Here is a 19765-nt window from a genome sequence, read left to right as displayed (position 1 = left end):
CCGACCGCGGCCCCGGCTGCGCGTGGCAGCAGGGCCGGCGCTCATGGCCGTGCCCCCGCACGGAGCTGTCAGTACGGTCGATCGGCGGTGGGCGGCTTCGGCCGGGGCTGCTCCCTGCTCAGAGTGAAGCCCACGGCGCGGGTGGCGGCCCCGGCCCGAAGGCATGTGCCGGGCGGGGCGTTCGAGCGAGGTCTCGCCGCGCTCGCCCGGTACGCCTGGCGGGGCACGTCGGACGGCCGTCAGACCGAGGCTGAGGCCCTGGCCTGCAGCACCTCGATGATGTTCTCCGCACGCCAGCGGCGCAGGAGGTCATGGAAGGCGACGGCGCCGTGCGGGTACGCGAGGGGACCGTTCGGGCGGCCACGGCCCTCCCGGTTGTAGTAGCCGGGGGTGCACTCGGCATGGAACCACTCGTGGTCGGGTGCGCCCTGGGCGCATATGCCGATCCAGGCGTCCTCGGCCTCGCGGGTGGGCTCCACGACGGCGCAGTGTTCCTCCGCGGCGGCGACCAGGGCGGCGGCGTGCACGGCCTGCTCGTCCAGGACGTGCGTGAAGTTCACGCTGCTGGCGTTCTGCAGCGAACCCATCTGGATCAGGTTCGGGAACCCGTTGCTTGTGAAGCCGTGCAGAGTGCGCGGGCCGTGCTGAGCCCGCACGTCGAGGAGCCGGACCCCGTCGCGGCCGGTCACGGGCAGCTTTCCGGAGGTGATGCCGGAGACGCCGACGGAGAACCCGGTGGCGAACACCAGACAGTCGAGTTCGTACTCCACACCGCCCACGACGACACCTCGCGCGGTCATGCGCTCGATGCCGTGGCTGTCGGCAGTGTCCACGAGCGTGACGTCGTCCCGGTTGAACGCGGGCAGGTACCGGTCGGAGAACGTGGGGCGCTTGCACGCGTACCGGTACCAGGGCTGGAGGGCCGCGGCCGTGGCGGGGTCGCTGACCTCGGCGGCCACACGGTCCCGGATGGCGGTCATCGTGGCGTGATCGGCGGCCTCGTAGGCGACCTCGAAGTCCGGCTCGCCGTCGCGGCGGAAGCCCGGCAGGAGCTTCTCGAGCAAGGCAGCCGACTCCGTCCAGCGGTCGGCGACCAGGTCCCGCTCGGCGTGCTCCCCGGAAACGATCCGCAGGAAGTTCTCCCGGCGCTCGGCCGCCCAGCCCCGACGGTCCGCCCCGGCCTCCTGCGGCGTCATCCGCCGCTGCCCACGAACGTCCACGGAGGAAGGGGTGCGCTGGAAGACGTACAGGTGTCCGGCGTCTTCGGCCAGCATGGGGACGACCTGCACGCCGGTGGCGCCGGTGCCGACCACGCCCACCCGTTTGCCGGCCAGACCCGTCATTCCGCCCTCGGGGCTGCCGCCGGTGTAGTCGTAGTCCCAGCGGGAGGTATGGAACGTGTGGCCCCGGTACTCCTCGATGCCGGGGATTCCGGGCAGCTTGGGCTCGGTCAGGGTTCCGGTGGCGGTGATGACGTAGGTGGCGCGGAACTCGTCGCCGCGGTCGGTGGCGACCACCCACTGCTGCGCAGTCTCGTCCCAGGTCAGGGAGGTGACTGCGGTGGAGAAGAGGGCATCCTCGTACAGGCCGAACTGCTCGGCGATGCGCACCGCATGGCAGCGGATCTCCTCGCCCGGGGCGTACTTCCACTCGGGTACGTAGCCGGTCTCGTCGAGCATCGGCAAATAGACGTGCGACTCGATGTCGCAGTGGATGCCCGGGTAGCGGTTCCAGTACCAGGTGCCGCCGAAGTCGCCGCCCTTCTCGACGACCCGCACCCCTGCACCCTGTCGGCGCAGGTGTGCGCCCGCCAGGATCCCGCCGAACCCACCACCGACGACCGCGACGTCCACGGCGTCGTGCAGCGGTTCGCGCTCCGGCACCGCGCCGGTGTACGGGTCGGCGGCGAAGTAGCCGAACTCCGCGGACGCCGACCGGTATTGGCCCGGTCCCTCGGGGCGCACGCGGCGCTCCCGCTCGATGCGATAGCGCTCGCGCAGGCCGGCGGTCCGCTGCGGGGTGGGCGGGGTGTCGCACTGCGGCAGGGTCATGGGGGATTCCTCTCTCGGCGGGAGGTGCGTCGGCCGGCCGCGTGGGTGGGTCAAGTCCTCGCGGTGTCCCGCGCGGTCACAGGTACCGTAACCCAAGTACCGGACAGCACTGTCCGGTTGGGGTGGGACCCGGCGCACGCGGCCCTGCCCGAGCACCGACACGAAGGGCCCGCGATGTCGAACCTCACCCCCGCCTCACCGCTGCGCGCATGGCTGGCGGACCCTGCCGCCGGGCAGGTCCTGCGCGGTCTGCTGGCTTCGGAGGGGCAGAGCGAACTGGCCCTCGTCCCCGCCCTCGGTCTGCCGCTGGAGCAGCTGGTGAGGACGTCCGGCGGAAAGTTCCCGCCGGAGCTCGTGGACGCGCTCGTCACGGCCGCTGGGACCGGCCAAGTTCCGGAGGGGCTGCCCACCGCTCCCCCGGCCCGAACCGCGCCGGCCGTGGAGCCCGGCCCCGGCGTCGAGATCGGCACCCCCGAGCCGTGGACAGAGCGAGTCACGGCCGGTCGCTTCGGCGGCCGGACCGTCGTCGTCACCGGCGCCGCCTCCGGCATCGGCAGGGCCGTCGCCGCGCGCATCACGCGGGAGGGGGCCGCGTCGTCGCGGTCGACATGGCCGCCGACGGACTCGATGCACTGACTGCTCAGCAAGGACGCGGTGAACGTCAGCGGCGCGATCCTGCCCTCCGACGGCGGCTGGTCGGCCGCCTGATCACCGCCCCGCCGGGCCCTCCCGGTGCCCGCCCCGCGGCACGGAACCGCCCCTTCGCACCCGGCGCCACGGCCGGGACACATCTCCTGCACGGCACGGCACGGCGTCCGGATGGCCCGGACGCGACAGGAAGGAGCCATCACCCCATGACCACGTACCGCGCGTCCCGCGCTCTGGCGGGCCTGGCAGCCGCCGGACTCCTGGCACTGACCGGATGCGGCACGGAGACCGGCACAGGTTCACCGCGCTCGCCGAGGGCATCCGCCAGTCCAACGGCGGCTGACGGTCACTCGTCGACGGCCGCCTCGAAGGGCCGCGACGGCCCCACCTCGACGCCGAGCAGCCGCCAGGCACGCAGGGCCAAGTGCTCTCGTTCCGCCGGGGTGGAGCCGCCGATGGCTCCGGAGACCATGGCCACGGCGAGCATGACGTCGTCGGTCGACAGGCGATGGCCGGCAGGCAGGCACCCGCTCAGGGCCGTGCGGACGCGCTCGGACAGCGCGCGGGCCTGCTCGCCGTGAACGCGCAGGAGGTCGACGAACGCCGTCGAGCGGCTGAGGTGCCAGGTGATCACACCCAAGACGCTCTCCAGGCTCGCGCCGGGCTCGGCCGCGGCCCGCTCGATCTGCCGGACGTTCTCGTCGAGAACGGCGGAGGCCAGCGCGAGCCGGTCGGCGAAGTGCCGGTACAGACTGCCCTGCCCCACCCCGGCACGGCGGGCGACAGCGGACAGAGGTGCGTTCAGACCCTGTTCACCGAAGACCTCGCGCGCGGCGGCGACGAGGGCGGTCCGGTTGCGGGCCGCGACCCGGCGCCCCTGGTTGGCGGGGCGGCCCTGGTCGGGCGACCCTCCCTGCACGGCGGCCGAGCCCCGGGCGGCAGGCCGCGGGTCCTGGGACTCGGTGGCTTTCGTCACCCGGGAAGCGTAGTACGGCTGCGGGGCGCATCGGCTCGGCCTCGCCGACCGCGCAGCGAGAAGGTGCGCACACCCGAGCCCGCGGTCGTCGGGCGGGTTGGCGGAACGAGCGGGAGATCGCCCGTCGGTACCGGCCTTCCGGTCGATTTCGCCCGCCTCGCGGCAGCCGTCGGCACGAGCCGTTCACAACTCCGCGCCGCCGATGCGAAGATGCCCGGCGCCGAGGGCCCGTCCCCGGAGGAGTCCCGCCGGTCGCGTACGAGGGGACGGTGCGGTCGAGCCGGTCGGGAGCGCGCAGACCGGACCACCGGCAGCGCAGGCGTGACGGGGTCCATGAGGTTGTCAGGTTCCAGACATGCCGGTTTCGGACAGTGAACGACGGTTCTTGATTCGGTAGTTGGCCTTACAGACTGAGCGTCGCCCTTGGATGCCCTACCGGGCACCCTCGAAAGGAGATCTCGTGAAGAAGACCCTGTCTGTGGCAGCGAGCCTGGCGATCGCCGCGACCTGCGGCCTTGGCATGGCGCTTCCCGCACACGCCGCTGACGCGACCGGCGTCACGGCTACGGCGAGCCGGTCGCCGCAGTCCTCCATCGACACCTCCTCCATGGACCCGCAGCACCAGGCCGTCGTCGACCGGATCCTGGCCATGCTGCCCGCCGACTGGGAGGCGCGCCTCGACGCGGCCAAGGCCAAGTACGGTCTGAAGGGCGAGGAATGGCAGCAGTTCCGCGACAGCGCGATCAACCCTCCTGTCCGCGTTCGCCGACGACGGTGGGCGGACTCGTCAGAGGACCCGTGGCGCCGTACTCCGGGCTCTCGTGGTCACCATGTCCGCGAAGCGGTGGGCAACGGTGCGCCAGGTGTCGGTGGCCGTCGGCTCGTCACGCAGTGCCAGAGCGTGCAGGGTTTCCGGGGCTGGAGCACCGTTTCGGTTCAACCGGTCGCGGTTCCAGCCGCAGATCCGCTCAGCAGTCGTCTCCGGATGAAACTGAACGCCCCATGCAGCGGAACCGATGCGGAATCCCTGGTAGGGACAGCGCTCGCTGCGGACCAGCCAGTGGGCGCCGGCGGGAAGCGCAGTGATGGCGTCGACGTGGTTCTCGATGGCCGGGGGATGCGCGGGCAGCCCGTGGAACAGCGGATCCCCGGCTGCCTCGGGGCGCAAGCTGAGCCGGGTGCTGCCGAACTCGGGTGGTCCATGGTTCCCGCGTACTTCGCCACCGGCGACATGAGCGAGCATCTGGCCCCCGAGGCAGATACCGAACATCGGCGTCTCTTCGGTGACGGCCTGACGTACGAGGGCCCGGGTCGCCGGCAGCCAGGGCGCGCGGACATCGTCGTCAGGAAGGTAGGCGCCGCCGAGAACGATGAGCGCGGAATATTCCAACCGGTCCGGAAGCGGGGCTCCCTCGTATGCGCGAACCACATGCACCGCCAGGCCCCGCTCCGTCAGCCAGGCCTTCCAACGGCCCGGTCCCCCTCCGGAATCGTGCTGTACCACCAGTGCCGTAGCCATCACGCCGGCGATACTCATTCCTCTGCCCCTTGTCGTCGTCCACGCGCCCTGTCGGCCGAAACGAGCGGCGAAGTCATTCCCACTCGCCCTCTGCCACACCACACTGCCCCAGGGCAGCACCGACGACACCGGCATCCGTGTTCACGCTCACGCGGATCGCTCCGGGAGCAGTCGGGGACTGCCGGACGGTGGGACCGTACTGGCTGATGCCTGCCGTCCTGCACAGCAGATCGAGGGCTCACCAGGGCCGACATGGGCAGGGATGTCGCGAGTCTGTCCTCTGCCCGGCCCTCCGCCTCGCCCGGCAGGCCCAGGTAGGCCCGCTCGCCTCCGCCCGTCCGGGAAGCCCTCGGGGCGCCGCGGAACCTGGCGCGGGCCGACGGGGCAAGTCGGCCCCGGTGGCGCCGGGCGGAGGATCGAGCCGGTCGGCAGGGCGGCTACCGCAGGACGAAGCCGGTGCCGAGGTCGTCCGCGGGATCGAGCTCGAAGCAGTGCTCGCCGGTCCGGTACGCCTTCCCCGTGACCTCCGCGACGACGGCGGGGTAGCCGTCGACGGCCGACTCCGCGACGATCCGTGCGTGGAAGCGGGTACCGACGATCGAGTCGTGGACGAGGACCTGGCCCGGCTTCAGGCGACCGGTCGCCGCGAGCACGGCGACGCGGGAGCAGGTGCCGGAGCCGCACGGGGAACGATCGACCTGACCGTCGGCGAAGACAGTGACGTTGCGCTGGTGCGGGTTGCCGTTCTCGTCGACGCCGAGGTCGTCGTACAGGATGGTGCCGTAGATGCCGCTCAGGCGGTCGTCGACGGGGTGACGGGCGTGCTCGCTGTCGTTCAGCGCCCATTTGACCTCACGTCCGATCGCGATGAGGTCGGAGTAGTGCTCGGGAGTGACGGCCAGTCCCACATCGGCTGCGTACAGATGCGCGTAGATGGCGCCGCCGTAGGCGACATCGACGACGACGTCCCCGCGGGACGTGGCGACGGTGACGCGTTCGGCCAGCCGGTAGCTGGGGACGTTGACGAAGTCGACACCTGTGATCCGTTCGCCGGCGGTGCGCACGCGCAGAGTGACCCGGCCCGAGGGCACGTCGATGACGACGATGGTCACGCCGGAGGGGTCACGGGCGACGCGGCCGGTCTGCACGGCCCAGACGGCGAGCGCGATGGAGCCGTGACCGCAGGCTGTCGAGAAGCCGTCCTTGTGCCAGAACAGCACGCCGAAGTGAGCGCCCTCGTCGTCGGGCGGGGTGACGAATCCGCCGTACATGTCGGCGTGCCCGCGAGGTTCGAAGCACAGCAGCTTGCGCAGATTGTCCACATCGGGGTTGCCGACGGCGAACATTCGGCGTTCGGCGACGGTGGCCCCCTCGATGGCGACCGGCGGCTCGGGGACGATGCGGAACGGTTCACCGCCGGTGTGATAGTCGGTGGTACGTACCTGATGGATGGTCATGAGGTCCTCCTCGATCCGGACGCCGATACCGCGCCGCTCCTCGGGTACGGCGAGCTCGTCCGGACGGGCCGCACCACTCCATCGCCGAGCCGGAGATCGCTGAGCGCCTCTTCGAGTTCGGCGTCACGCTCCTCCTGGGTGGTGACGGCCGTCTCCCGGCGCGACTCGCGTACCTCGCTGCCCCCGTTCGGCGGCTCCCGGACGATATCCCGGACCGCGCGTGCTCGGTGCCCAGTAGTGCCACTGGCACGGATCGGCCGCAGCCCCGACCGGAGTTCGGGCCTCGGCACCGCTGCCTGTCGTCGAGGTGCCGAGGCGAGACAGGGGGCTGTCCGAACGCAATCACGATGCCCAAGGTCCGCAAACGCGCCGACAGGCTCCCCCGAGCAGCGGCGGACGGATGTCCACAGACCTTGACCATCCCTCTCCGTCGCTGAGGGTGACCCCACCGCGATTGGGGGGACAGCCGTAGTGAGTGAGAGCTACTGCTCCGCCTAGCGTCTGACGGTGTGAGACGTACACGGAACGGGGCAAAGTGATTCTCCTTCAACAAGCACCTACCGGACCGGACCGCAGCAGTGCCGGCTGTCCCGTCGGGCACGGTGGCAGTTGCCTGCCCACGGCGAACGCGGCACATCCGACCGGCACTCCCGACCACAACACCCAGCACCCCAAGGAGACTTCGTGATCACCACCAGCCCCGCCTTGTGCCGCTCCTCTGCGGTGGGCCTCGCCCTCGCCGCCTCCCTCGGAGCGGCCCCCGTCGTCACGGCCGCGCCGGCCCCCACCACGTCGAAGTCCGAGGCCTGGCTGGACCCTTACTACGACCAGCGCCTGGGCTGGGGCAGCTGCGCCAAGAACCCGGGCGACACCATGGGGCGCGATCTGGACAAGGCCGGCGTGCAGTGCGCGGATGTCACCGTGCCGCTCGACTACGCCGACCCCCGAGGCCGTACGATCACCATCGCGATATCCCGGCTCAAGGCCACCGACACCCACCACCGCATCGGCTCGATCCTGCTCAACAACGGCGGCCCTGGCGGCACCGCCCTGGAATCCCCACCGGAATTCCACGCGTGGATGAAGAAGGTCGGCCCGCGTTATGACATCGTCGGATTCGACCCGCGCTTCGTCGGCCGCAGTACCCCGCTGGACTGCGGCTTGCCCGTCGGTACCAATCTCTTCTCGGCCGGTCACAGCCGGGCGAGCTTCGACCGCCAAGTCGTCCTCCAGAAGGACCTGGCCGCCAAGTGCCGCGCCACCAACGCCTCCGTGCTGCCGCACATCACCACCCGTAACACGGCCCGCGACATGGACGTCATCCGCGGCGCGCTCGGCGAGAAGAAGATCTCCTACTTCGGCTACTCGTACGGCACCTATCTGGGCACCGTCTACACCCAGATGTTCCCCGGCCGCGCCGACCGCATGGTCCTGGACGGCGCCATCGACCCGCGCAAGTTCGGTCCCCGGCTGCTCCGCGAGGCCGTCGGTGAGAACGAGCAGGCGCTCGCCGACTGGGCCTCTTGGGCGGCCGCCCGCAATGACACCTACGGCCTCGGCCGCACCCGCGCCCAGGTCCTCGCCACCGTCGACCGCGTCATCAGGGCATCCGCACGCGCCCCGCTGACCGTCGGCACGGCCCCGGAGACCTTCCAACTCGACGACACCCGGACCCCGTTCCTCCTGCTCGCCGGCCTCGACAGCGACACCGACACGTCCCGCGCGGCCCTCGGGGAGCAGATATCCGTGCTGAACAAGGCCGCGTCCGGGCAGCCGACCCGGCTGTCACCGCAGTTCGCCGGGCTGCTGCGGTTCGCACTGACCAGTGAGCAGTCACACCACGGCAGCGTGCAGCCCGCGGTCATCTGCGGGGACGTGGCGGCCCCGCGCGACCCCGAGGTCTACTGGCGGGACATCGAACGCAGCCGCGCCGCGTACCCGCGCTTCGGTGCCCTCGTCAACAACATCGGCCCGTGCGCCTTCTGGGACCTGCCCCGCGAGAAGCCCACCCGGGTGAAGCAGGACGCCAAGGTGCTGATCGTGTCCGCCACCGGCGACCCGCGCACCGTCCACAAGGGTGCCGTTGCCCTGCACGGCCTGCTGCCGAGCTCCAAGCTGATCACTCTCAAGGGCGCGAACCGACACGCGATCTACGGGCTCTACGAGAACGCCTGCGTCGACAACAAGGTCAACCGGTACCTGGCCACCGGCAAGCTGCCCGCCCACGACCGGACCTGCTCCCAGCAGGCCGGGCTTCAGACCGGGTGAGCGCAGATTCCATGATCAGGAACTCCCCTCAAGCGGTGCCGCACCCGTCTTGAGGGGAAGGTTCCGACAGGAACGGCCCGCCCCGTCCCAAGATGGCGGAGGCGGCCACGCACGGTCGCCCCGTGGCCGGCCGCGGCTCGTCGTTCGATTGTTCAGGATGCGGTAGCGGGCAGTGGCCTGCCCAGCAGGAAGGCCCGCAGCAGCGCGGTATAGAGGCGCGGCCGGCCGCGGGAGATGGCATGACCGGCGTCCTTGAGGGTCACGAGCCGGGAGTTCGAGAGGGTGCGCCGGTACTCGTCGGTGACCGCGGGTTTGATGAAGTCGCACTCGCCCCGCAGGATCAGCGAAGGGACGTGCGCCGCCCGCAGGTTCGGCCGGGGGTCGGGGATCCGCTCGAAGTCGTCGCGGAGGATCTGGTTGCTGTAGAAGCCCTGGGGGTTGTGGTGTGCCTCGGTGGGCGGCGCGCCCTGGCACGAGGTGCTGTCCTTGCCCGTCAGAGCCACCTCGTGCATCCAGTGGTCGACCTCGCGGTCCCCGACCAGGGCATGTGCGGCACCGGGGTTGACCTCCAGCAGCAGGCTCGCGGCGAGCATCCGGGGCGTGCTGTTCAGCTTCTCGAGCCGGGCCTCCTGGGCCGGGGTGAGCCGGTTCCAGGGTTCGCCTGCCGTGGAACCGGGATACTCGCGGCCCCACAGCGCACCCGGCGAGGTGAACACCGCCTTGGCCACGTGCTGACGGTGGGCCGCCAGGTACTGGGCCGCGAGCGACCCTCCCCACGACTGGCCGATGATGACGATCCGGTCCGCGCCGAGCGTACGGCGGATCGCGTCGAGGTCGGCGACCTGGCGGGCGACCGTGTATCCGGTGACGTCTTGCAGCCTGGTGGAACGGCCCGCTCCGAGCTGGTCGTAGGAATAGACGTCGAAGCCGTCCTCCGCGAGTTCCCGGCCACCGATCGGAAGGCCCTCCGCAGGCGTACCGGGTCCGCCGTGCAGGAAGATCACCGGCGTCGGCCTGGCCGTGCCGACGGCGGGGGCGTGGACGTACGCGATGCGCGAGCCGGTCGGCAGCTTCCAGAAGCCGACACCGGGCGGGACGGGCGCCCCCGCGGGGCTCGGCATCGGACGGAATACCGTGACGGCGGCAAGTACTGCCACGGCGGCGGTCAGCCCGCCCGCGAAGAGGACAGCTGCCCGCCGGCCCGCGCCGAGCACGGCGAACCCCGCGCGACCGAGCAGCCAGCCGACCGAGGCGCCGGATGCGAGCCCGGCGAAAGTGAACACCGGAACGCTCGTGGTGACATACGCCGTGACGAGGAATCCGGCCGCCGCCGCAACGGATGCCAGCGGCAGCGAGAGCAGCAGAACAGCGCCGCCGACGAGGCGGCGGCGAGCAGGTGTGTGTGCCATGTGGACCAGGCTAGGAACACGGTGCGCGCATTCCCTCCCGCTGCGGGACGATCCGGGAGCGGGAGGTCACAGCCGTGCGGCGGGGGGTCACCCCGCCGCGCGGCGGGGTCGGGAACGGTGGCATGCCGGCAGTTCAGCGCGCGCCGGGCCGGACCAGGCCGGTCTCGTACGCGGCGATCGTCGCCTGGACCCGATTCCGCACGCCGAGTTTGCCGAGGACCGCGGAGATGTGATCCTTCACAGTGGGCGGGCTGATGCCCAGCGCCGCCGCTATCTCCGTGTTGGACAGCCCCCGCGCGACCTGTCGGAGCACCTCGGTCTCGCGCGGAGTGAGCCGGTCCAGCCGGACCGTGTCGAACAGGTCGGGCGCTTCGGCGAATCGGTCGATGAGCCTCCTGGTCACCGCCGGATCGAGCAGCGCGGCCCCGGTGTCGACCACCCGCACCGCGTCGATGATCCGCTCCGGTTCGGCGTCCTTCAGCAGGAAACCGGCGGCCCCTGCACGCAGGGCGGCGAACAGGTACTCGTCGAGGTCGAAGGTGGTGAGCACGAGAACGCGGGTCGCCGGATTGCGTGCGGTGATCGTGGCGGTCGCCGCCAGGCCACCGGCGCCTGGCATCCGGATGTCCATCAGCGCGACGTCCGGCCGCAGCGACAGCGCGAGTTCGACGGCGGCTTCGCCGTCCGCGGCCTGCCCGACGACGCACAGGTCGGGCTCCGCGTCGATGATCGCTGCGATCCCGGCACGTACGACGGCCTGGTCGTCTGCGACGGTCACTCTGATCGTGATGGGGACACCTCCGGCAGCCACACCCGTACCGCATCGCGGCCGGACGTCGAGAGGGTACCGCCGGTGGCATCGGCCATCACGCGCAGCCGCCGCAGCACGCCGGGGTCGGCGGGTGCGGGACCGGAGAGCTCGACCCCGTCGTCGAGGCTGCGCACGGTGAGTGTCACCCCCGCGGCCATCAGCGTCGCGGCGACCCGGTACGCGGCGACCTCCACGACGGCGGGTGCCGGACGGCGAGAGCCGGTGTAGCGGACCGCGGTGCCGTACCGGGTGGCCAGCGCCGCGATCCCTGCCACGGTCGGCGGTGGGGCGTCCCCGCCGTCCCGGTCCCGCAGTTCGGTGAGCAGCTCCCGCAGCGCGGCGAGGCCGGCCCGGGCCTCGGTCCGTACGGTCTCCAGGTGACCGGCCTCGGCGGCGGCGACCACCGCGCGCGCGTGCCGGTGCGCCGTGCGCCGCAGCCCGGCGGCGATTCGTCGGCGCTGGTCGCGAACCGCGGCGTCGGCGTCCCGGTCGAGCAGCTTCCGCTGCCGGGCGGCCGCGGCCCGTAGCCGCTCCCGGCGACGGGCCGTGAACCGCCCGAGTGACCAGGCGGCGAACGCGGGGAAAGCCAGCATTCCGGTCAGTACCGCCCAGGCTGCCGCCCGGTTTCCGGTGATGCCGCTGCCGCTGGCGAGCGCGACACCACCCACGGCGGCCACTGCGAGGGGCGCGAGATGGCTGTGACGGCTGGTCAGATACGCTCCGCAGCCATGGGCGAGCGTCAACTCGACCCACCAGTAGACCAGGAAGATGTCACTGACCGGCGGCTGCGTCCAGCCGGCCAGATCGCAGGCCAGCCACAGCACCAAGGCCAGCAGCACCGCGGCCAGTCCGCGCCCGGGCGCGCGCGAACGCCACCCCAGCGGCACGGCGTGCAGCCCCGACAGCAGGACCGTCGGCACCGCGGGCAGGAAGCCGCGGAAGGAGTCGGGTACGTCGGCCGACAGCAGGCTCGCGCCGAGCGAGAGGGCGATCGCGAGGACCACCAACGCCCAGTCGAGGGCTATCGGCCCGCGCCAGCCGGGCCGCCGGCGTACGGCAGGTGACGCGGCCGGAGGCAGCTGTGCCCGTACGGTCCAGCCGGAGCCTTCCGGGCCTGCAGACAGCGTTCCGCCTGCGGTGCGGACCGCGGCTCGCAACCCTGCGATGCCGTGGCCCGTACCGAGGCCCGGCACGGCGACCGTGCCGCCGTCGTCGGTGATGGTGACGGTCAGCCCGGGACCACCGCCGGTCCGGTCGGGCCCGCCGGACATGGCGATCTGCTCCACCCCGCCGCTCTTTCCGCCCCTCTCCACGTGTACGCGCACCGCCGCCCCGTGCGCGTACCGGGCCGCGTTGGTCAGCGCCTCGCGGACCACGCGGTAGGCAGCCTCCGTGCTGCTCCCGGGTGCCGCGTCCACCGTGCGTCGATAGTCCACACCGTGTTCGGCAGCCAGCGCGTCGATGTCGGCCAGGCCGGCCACCGCGGCGCGCTCGCCCGGTCCCGTGAGACGGTCGAGTTCGCGCACCGCCTGCCGGCCCGCGTCGATCGCGTGACGGAGCGCCTCGGCAGTCCGCTCCTGGTCGTTGAGCCGGAGCGCGGCACCGGCGGACACCACGATCCCGGTCAGCCGGTGCGCGGCCACGTCGTGGAGTTCCGCCGCCAGCCGGTCCCGCTCGGCGAGCGCCGCGAACCGGGGCACCGCGGAGGTGCCGGCCCGGTACGCGACCAGTGCGGACCTGTGGGCTCGCCTGCGACGACGTGACCGTCCCGTCGCGAAGGCGACCGCCACTGCGCCGCCCGTCACCAGCGCGACTCCCGCCACGTAGTGGGGCGGCTCACCGAGCGCAGCGGCGGTACCGGAGGCGACCGTTGTGGCCGTGGCCGCTCCTGCAAGTGCCGGCCCTGCGGTGCGGTGCACGGCCAGTGCGTGGAGCGCGATGAGCGCGGCGACCGGCGCGGCGACCGCGCCCGCGATCGCAGCTGTGCCGAAGGGCACGACCACCAGCGTCGAGGCCAGGGCGAGCACGGGAAGAAGCAGAACGCGCCACCCGGGCGGACCGCCCGTCCTCGACCACGTAATCCGGCTCATCGCCGGAACGTACCTCCCGCACGCTGTCTCCCGGTAGTGGTGACGAATCCCGAGGTCGAGCTTGTGAACGGTCGGCAATCGCCACACGCCAGGCCTTGCACCGGCCTGCCCGGGCGCTACGAGCCGGTGCCGGAAAGGGGTGGTTCGTCCTGCGGGTCCAGGCCCATGTGGATGGCCAACGCCGTAGCGAGGGAGGCGACGGTGGGGTGCTGCCAGACGAAGTTGCCGGCCAGACGGATGCCGAGGTCGGTGTCGAGGCGGATGCGCAGTTCTGTGGCAAGGAGCGAGTCGAAACCGAGGGACTTGAGGGGGGTGTGCGGGTCGAGAGTGCCGCTGCCGGTACGCAGGATGGCGCGGATGTGGCCGGCCAGGTAGCTCTCCAGGGCGGTCTGGCGGGCGATGCCGGCGGGCAGCGCCTCGAGCCGGGGCCGGATGCCACCCCGGGGGCGTTTGACGGCATTGCCCCCGTCCGCGACGGGTTCGGTGGCTCCGGCCGGAGCTGGAGCCAGGAACTCGAAGAGGCTGGAGTGTGCGGCGGTGCCGGGGATCCAGGTCCGGGCCGGCCCCGGGATCACGGCAGTCCGGACCCGTTGGTGGGAGAGGAGGGAGTGCAGAGCCTCCAGTCCATTGCGGGTGGGGATCGTCTCGTAGCCACGTTCGGCGAAGTCGACGGCCGGCCCCGTTTCGCCCCAGGGACCCCAGCCGACGGCCAGCGTGGGCAGGCCGTTGCGGGTGCGCCAGGTGGCGAAGGCGTCGAGCCAGGCGTTGGCTGCCGCGTACGTTCCTTGTCCGGCGTTGCCCAGAAGGGAGCTCATCGACGAGTACAGAACGAACCAGTCCGGCGAGTGGGTGGCGATGGCCTGGTGGAGGTTCCAGGCGCCGGTGACCTTGGGGGCCCACACTCGTTTGAGCTGGTGCTCTCGGACGGTGGCCAGTGCCGCGTCGTCGAGGACCATGGCGCAGTGCACGATCCCGCGCAGGGGCACACCCCCGCTGGTGGCGGCGGTGACCAGTCGCTGGGCGGTGTCGGGCCGGGAGATGTCGCCGAGGACGACCGTGGTGCTGGAGGCAAGGTCGTTGACGGCTCGTGCGATTTCCAGTGAGGGGCACCGGCGGCCGTTGAGAATGATGCGGCCGGCTCCCTGCTCAGCCAGCCAGCGCGCGGTGGCCAGTCCGAGGCCTCCCAGGCCACCGGTGATGATGTAGGCGCCGTCGGTGCGGACGACGGGTGGCCCGTCGGGCAGGACGGCCGTGGCCTCTCCCCGGTCGGGGACGGTCAGAACGATCTTGCCGATGTGACCGGCACGGGCCATCAGATGGAAGGCGTCTGCTGCTCGGTCGAGCGGATATTCGGTGCACAGGAGCGGCTTGAGCCGCTGGGCGGCGATATGGTCCATGGCCTCGCGGAAGACCGTGGCGAACAGCTCCGGGCGCCGCTGTTGCAGTTCGATGAGGTCGACAGTACTGAAAGTGATGTTGTGGCGCAGGGGGGCGAGCCTGAGAGGGGCGTCGGCCAGAATGTCGCGTACACCGAGTTCGATGAATCTGCCGAACGGGCGCAGGCTTTCGAGGCCGGCCCGGACGGCGGGGCCGGCCAGGGAGTTGAGGACGACATCGACTCCCTGGCCATCGGTGGCTCGGCGGGTCTGCTCGGCGAAGTCCAGGGTGCGCGAGTCCATGACACAGCGGATCCCCATGCCGCGCAGGTGGTGCCGTTTCTCCTCACTGCCGGCTGTCGCCAGGATGTCCGCGCCCAGGAGTCGGGCGACGGCGATCGCGGCCAGGCCGGTGCCTCCGGTGGCGGAGTGGATCAGTACGCGTTCGCCCGGGGCGAGCCGGGCGACGTGCCGCAGGGCGTACCAGGCGGTGAGGAAAGCCGTGGGCAGTCCTGCCGCGGTGGTGGGGGCCAGGGTGGGTGGCAGGGGGGTGACGGCTGTGGCGGGGAGGGTGATGAAGGAGCCGAAGGCGCCGCCCTCGAGCTGGACGGCGAGCACGGTGTCCTTGGGGCGGATGTGGTGCACGCCGGGTCCTACGGCGCTGACTTCGCCCGCGCACTCGAAGCCGATGCGGTAGGGGGTGGCAGGTTCGGAGCCGAGCATGCCGAGGGTGGTCAGGACATCGCGGAAGTTGAGGCCTGTGGCGTCGACGCGTACTTCGACTTCGCCTTCGCCGGGCCGGCGGCGGCCGGTCGCGGCCAGTTCGAGACTGTCGAGATCGCCGAGCTGTCCGATGCGCAGGCGGAACCCGTCGTGTCCGAATCGGACGGTTCGGGTGGCGCAGGCGGCGCGTTCGGCGGGGGTGACGGGGGCGCGGTCGATGCGGGCAATGTGTCGGGTGTCACCGCGTAGTGCGACCTCGTCTTCGGGTGCGTCGGCGAGGAGTTCGGCGGCGAGGGCGCGCAGCCCGCTCTCGCCGGGGTCGGTGTCGATGAGGGTGGGTCGCGTACGGGGCTGCTCGACGGCCATGACGCGCGCCACGCCGCGCACGGTGCTGTGGGCCGGGTGGCCGGACTCGTCTTCGGTGACGGCGTAGGCGTGCCGGGTGACGGCGTACAGGCGCCATCCTCCGCTGTGCTCGTCGGCAGCCTGGGCGAGAGCGAGCAGCTGCCGGGCTCGTTGCTGTGCACCTTGGACGGGGTCGGTATGGGGGGTGGCCGGTGCGCGGAACAGCAGGACTACGGCGCGCCAGGGGTTTGTCGGGGTGGTCAGGTGCCGGCCGAAGGTTTCGGCCAGGGGTGCGAGTTCCTTCGCGTCCGGGGGGCATTCCCGTACCTGCGTCTGGGCGCCGGCGGCGCGCAGGAGCGCGGCCAGGTGTTCGCCCTGGCCGTCGCCCTCGTCCATGACGAGCCAGTTCCCGGGTGGGGTCGTTGTGGTGCGGGGGGAGGGTGCTCGGTGCCAGCCGAGTTGCAAGAACCACTGATCGACGGCGTTGCCTCGGGCGGTTTCGCGGCGGGTGAACCGCACGCCGTCGAGGGCGAGCACGGGCTGGCCCTGGGCGTTCAGGACACGGACGTCTCCGGCGAGCGTCGTGCCGTTGTTCTCGGTCACCCGTGCGTGGGCGTGGGCTGCCTGGGCGGGGTCGCCGAGGATCCGCAGGGCGCGGACCTGGAGCGGCAGGATTGGTGCGGGGGTGCTCTCGAAGCCGATTCCCGCTACCAGTAGTTGGAGACACAGGTCGAGCAGGACGGGGTGGATGCTGAGGTTGGGTTCGGGGGTGCGGGCGGTGGGCGGTAGCTGGACGTCGGCCCAGAAGCTGTCCCGGCGGCTCGTCGTGTGCAATGTGGTGATCCCGTTGAAGGCGGGGCCGTGTTCGACCCCGCAGGCGCGCAGGGCGGCGTAGAGCCTGGCGGGGTCGAGGGGGACGTGGTGCCTGGTGCTGAGGTCGGGCACGGATGCGGGACGGGCGTCGTGGGGTGCGGGGCCGCGCCGGGCGAGGGCCGTGGCGTGCAGTTGCCAGGAGCCGTCCGGGTTTCGGGAGTGAACCTCGCAGGCGGCCTGCTCGCCGGTGGTGAGTGTGACGGTGGTGCTCATCCGGGTGTCGTCGTCCAGGCGCAGGAGGTCTTGGAAGGTGATGTCGGTGAGGACGATGTCCGTGGGCTCGCCGGTGAGTGCGGCGTGGGCTGTGGTGTGGAGGAGGGCGCAGAAGCCGGCGCCGGGCAGGACGGGAGCGCCGTGGACGTGGTGGTCGTTGAGCCAGGGGAGGTGGAGGGCTGGGGCGACGGCGCTCCAGGTGTGGCGGACCTGGTCGCCGGGGGCCTCGGTGTATCGGCCGGGCAGGACGTCCATGTGGGCCGGTGTTGCCCGGCCGGCGGCCCAGTGGCGGGTGCGGTCGAAGGTGATGGTGGGGGTGTCCACCAGGTCGCCGTCGCCGTACAGGTGGGTCCAGTCGACGGTGCCGCCGTTGCAGTGGAGGGTGGCCAGCTGGGTCCGGAAGGTCGTGGGTTCGTCCTGGGCGCGGCGCAATGTGGGCAGAACCACGGCGTCGGGGACCGGTTCGGTCAGGCTGTCGGTGAGGGACTGGGCGACCACGGGGTGGGGTGAGATCTCGATGTAGACCTGGTGGCGGTCCTGGGCGGCGGCGACGACGGCGGGGTGGAAGCGGACGGGGCGGCGCAGGTTGTCGCACCAGTAGGCGGCGTCGAGGAGGGGGGCGTGGCGGGGATCTTCGGTCACGGTGGAGTAGAAGGGGATGCGGGGCGGGCTGGGGGTCAGGCCGGAGAGTGCCTGGTGCAGATCGGGCAGGAGGGAATCGACGTGAGGGCTGTGGGAGGCGACATCGACAGCGATGGGGGCGGCGGGGATGCCGAGCTGGTCCCATTGGCTGGTCAGGTGGGTGATCTGGCCGGCGTCGCCGGAGATGATGGTGGTGTCGGGTGCGGCCAGGACTGCCACGGACACGGCGTCGGCCCCGGCGTCGGCCCCGGCGTCGGCGAGGGCAGCTTCCGTGGCGGCCTGGGCCAGGCCGACACTGGCCATCGCCCCCGTGCCGGCGATTCGCTCCAGCAGTGCCGAGCGGCGGCAGATGACGCGGACGCCGTCTGCGAGGGTGAGGGCTCCGGCCACGACTGCAGCTGCGGCCTCTCCCATGGAATGGCCGATGACGGCGGCGGGTCTCACGCCGTGTGCCTGCCATGTCGCGGCGAGGGCGATCTGCAGGGCGAAGAGCGCTGGTTGGACCTTTGGGCATCCTGTGAGGGGTTCGCCGACTCGGATCAGTTCCAGGACGGAGAAGCCCGCCTCGTTGCGGATGAGGGCGTCCACATCGGTCAGAACTTGGGCGAAGTCCTTGTTGTGGGCGAGAAGTTCGCGGCCCATGCCAGGCCATTGGGAGCCCTGGCCGGAGAACACCCATACGGGCCGGCGGGTGGCGGTGACGTCGGTTGTTCCCGGGATGAGGGCGGGGTGCGGCAGGCCGTCGGCGAACCGTCGGAGTGCGTCGACCGTGTCGGCGCGTGAATGGGCCAGGACGGCGAGGCGTCCTCGGCCGGGGCTGCGGCGTAGGGCCAGGGTGTGGGCGGTGTCCCGCAGCGGCGTGTTGGCGCCGTCGTTGTCCAGCCAGTCGGCCAGGCGGCGGGCAGCGGCCGGCAGGGCTTGGTGGGATCCGGCCGCGACGAGGATCACCTCGGGCGGGGAAAGCCGGGGTTTGCTGGGGGCGGGCGGGCTGGGGCGGCGGCGGGGGGTTGGAGGTTGTTCCAGGATGACGTGGGCGTTGGTGCCGGAGAAACCGAATGAGGAGACCGCGGCCAGCCTCACCGGTTGGCTGCCGGGCCAAGGGGTGGATTCGACCGGGACGAAGAAGCGGGTGGTGTCTGCGGCGATGGCCGGGTTCCATCGGGTGAAGTGGAGGTTGGGCGGGATGGTCCCGCGCTGGAGGCACAGCACGGTCTTGATCAGCCCGGTGATGCCTGCGGCGGGCTCCAGGTGGCCGAGGACGGTCTTGACCGAGCCCAGGGCGCACGGCGAGAGGCCGTTGCCGTAGACGGCGGCCAGGCTGGCGAACTCGACGGGGTCTCCGACGGGGGTGCCTGTGCCGTGGGCTTCGACCAGCGAGATGCGGGCGGGGTCGACACCGGCTCGGTCGAGTGCTGTGCGGTAGAGAGTCTGTTGGGCGGTGAGGGAGGAGGCTGCGAGGCCGTCGGAACGGCCGTCCTGGTTCACGGCGGACCCGCGGACGACGGCGAGGATGCGGTCGCCGTCCTTGCGGGTATCGGCCAGGCGTTTGAGGACGACGACACCACAGCCCTCGCCGCGGACGAATCCGTCCGCGGCGGCATCGAAGGTGTGGCAGTGTCCGGTCGGGGACAGCATGCCCATCCTGGCGAAGGAGCGGGTGACGCGTGGGGCGAGCATGAGAGTGACGCCGGCGGCCAGGGCGAGATCGCAGTCCTCGCGGTGCAGTGAATTGCAGGCCAGGTGGAGCGCGACCAGAGAGGACGAGCAGGCGGTGTCGAGGGCGAGACTGGGGCCGTGCAGACCGAGGAGGTAGGAGAGGCGGCCGGCGGCGACGCAGTGGCCGTTCGTCAGGACGGAGCCTTCGAGTTCCTGGGGTCGGCCGACGAGTTGGTCCATGTAGTCGTTGTAGCTCAGCCCCGTGAAGACGCCTGTCGGGGAGCCGGTGAGCTGCTCGGGTGGCAGCCCGGCATGTTCAAGGGCCTCCCAGGCGACTTCCAGCTGGAGCCGGTGCTGGGAATCGAATACGTCGGCCTCGCGTCCGGAGACTCCGAAAAAGTCCGCGTCGAACCGTGAGACGTCCTTCAGGTAACCGCCTCGCTGGAAGGCGGGTTGTGCGTGGGTGGGCAGCCCGTCCGCGGGGTTGGCCATCTCGCGGCCGGGTGGTGGAGTGCTCACCGCTTCGCGGCCCTTGATCAGCAGACGCCACAAGGCGGCCGGGGAGTCGGCGTCTCCGGGGAGGCGGCAGCCCATGCCGATGACGGCGATGGGCGGGTTCGCTGGGTGGTGAGGGTGCCTGCGGTGGGCCACGGGGGTCTCCTTGTCGTTCACGGGGAACGGGGGCGGTGCATGCGGCGGTGTGCCGCT

At 71.7% G+C, this 19765-nt stretch carries 10 protein-coding genes; 2 read left to right on the top strand and 8 right to left on the bottom strand.

What is annotated here, in order from left to right; translation table 11 throughout:
• Window positions 1-239: 239 nt before the first annotated feature.
• Window positions 240-2051, bottom strand: coding sequence for a flavin-containing monooxygenase (locus tag IE107_RS16405; RefSeq protein WP_189544490.1), 1812 nt, complete (start codon window positions 2049-2051; stop codon window positions 240-242).
• Window positions 2052-2225: 174 nt separating this feature from the next.
• Here IE107_RS16405 and IE107_RS16400 point away from each other — a divergent pair, with 174 nt between their 5' ends.
• Window positions 2226-2687, top strand: a complete 462-nt coding sequence (locus IE107_RS16400) for a hypothetical protein (protein WP_189544489.1) — start codon at window positions 2226-2228, stop codon at window positions 2685-2687.
• Between the two features lie 358 nt (window positions 2688-3045).
• On the opposite strand, the gene IE107_RS16395 is transcribed toward IE107_RS16400, so the two are convergent.
• The 3 genes from IE107_RS16395 to IE107_RS16385 form a co-directional block, all read right to left on the bottom strand.
• Complete coding sequence (locus IE107_RS16395; protein ID WP_189544528.1) at window positions 3046-3618, bottom strand: TetR/AcrR family transcriptional regulator; 573 nt, start codon at window positions 3616-3618, stop codon at window positions 3046-3048.
• Window positions 3619-4462: 844 nt separating this feature from the next.
• Window positions 4463-5194, bottom strand: a complete 732-nt coding sequence (locus IE107_RS16390; protein WP_189544527.1) for a type 1 glutamine amidotransferase — start codon at window positions 5192-5194, stop codon at window positions 4463-4465.
• Between the two features lie 437 nt (window positions 5195-5631).
• Window positions 5632-6651 (bottom strand): proline racemase family protein, encoded by a 1020-nt coding sequence (locus IE107_RS16385; RefSeq protein ID WP_189544488.1) that lies wholly within the window; start codon window positions 6649-6651, stop codon window positions 5632-5634.
• Between the two features lie 684 nt (window positions 6652-7335).
• Between IE107_RS16385 and IE107_RS16380 the strand changes: the two genes are divergently transcribed.
• Window positions 7336-8919, top strand: coding sequence for an alpha/beta hydrolase (locus tag IE107_RS16380; RefSeq protein WP_229866985.1), 1584 nt, complete (start codon window positions 7336-7338; stop codon window positions 8917-8919).
• A 152-nt stretch (window positions 8920-9071) separates the two neighbouring features.
• On the opposite strand, the gene IE107_RS16375 is transcribed toward IE107_RS16380, so the two are convergent.
• From IE107_RS16375 to IE107_RS16360, 4 genes are all read right to left on the bottom strand, one after another.
• Window positions 9072-10328, bottom strand: a complete 1257-nt coding sequence (locus tag IE107_RS16375) for an alpha/beta fold hydrolase (RefSeq protein ID WP_189544487.1) — start codon at window positions 10326-10328, stop codon at window positions 9072-9074.
• A 133-nt stretch (window positions 10329-10461) separates the two neighbouring features.
• Window positions 10462-11118 (bottom strand): response regulator, encoded by a 657-nt coding sequence (locus IE107_RS16370; protein WP_189544525.1) that lies wholly within the window; start codon window positions 11116-11118, stop codon window positions 10462-10464.
• Window positions 11103-13229 (bottom strand): histidine kinase, encoded by a 2127-nt coding sequence (locus IE107_RS16365; protein WP_189544486.1) that lies wholly within the window; start codon window positions 13227-13229, stop codon window positions 11103-11105. Before IE107_RS16365 ends, IE107_RS16370 begins: the two co-directional genes overlap by 16 nt.
• 116 nt (window positions 13230-13345) lie before the next feature.
• Window positions 13346-19708, bottom strand: coding sequence for a type I polyketide synthase (locus IE107_RS16360; protein WP_229866983.1), 6363 nt, complete (start codon window positions 19706-19708; stop codon window positions 13346-13348).
• Window positions 19709-19765: the final 57 nt, after the last annotated feature.

It is taken from the genome of Streptomyces gelaticus, from assembly GCF_014649535.1.
GTDB lineage: Bacteria > Actinomycetota > Actinomycetes > Streptomycetales > Streptomycetaceae > Streptomyces > Streptomyces gelaticus.
Note: the sequence above shows the minus strand (reverse complement) of the source record. Positions and strands in the feature narration are given on the sequence as shown.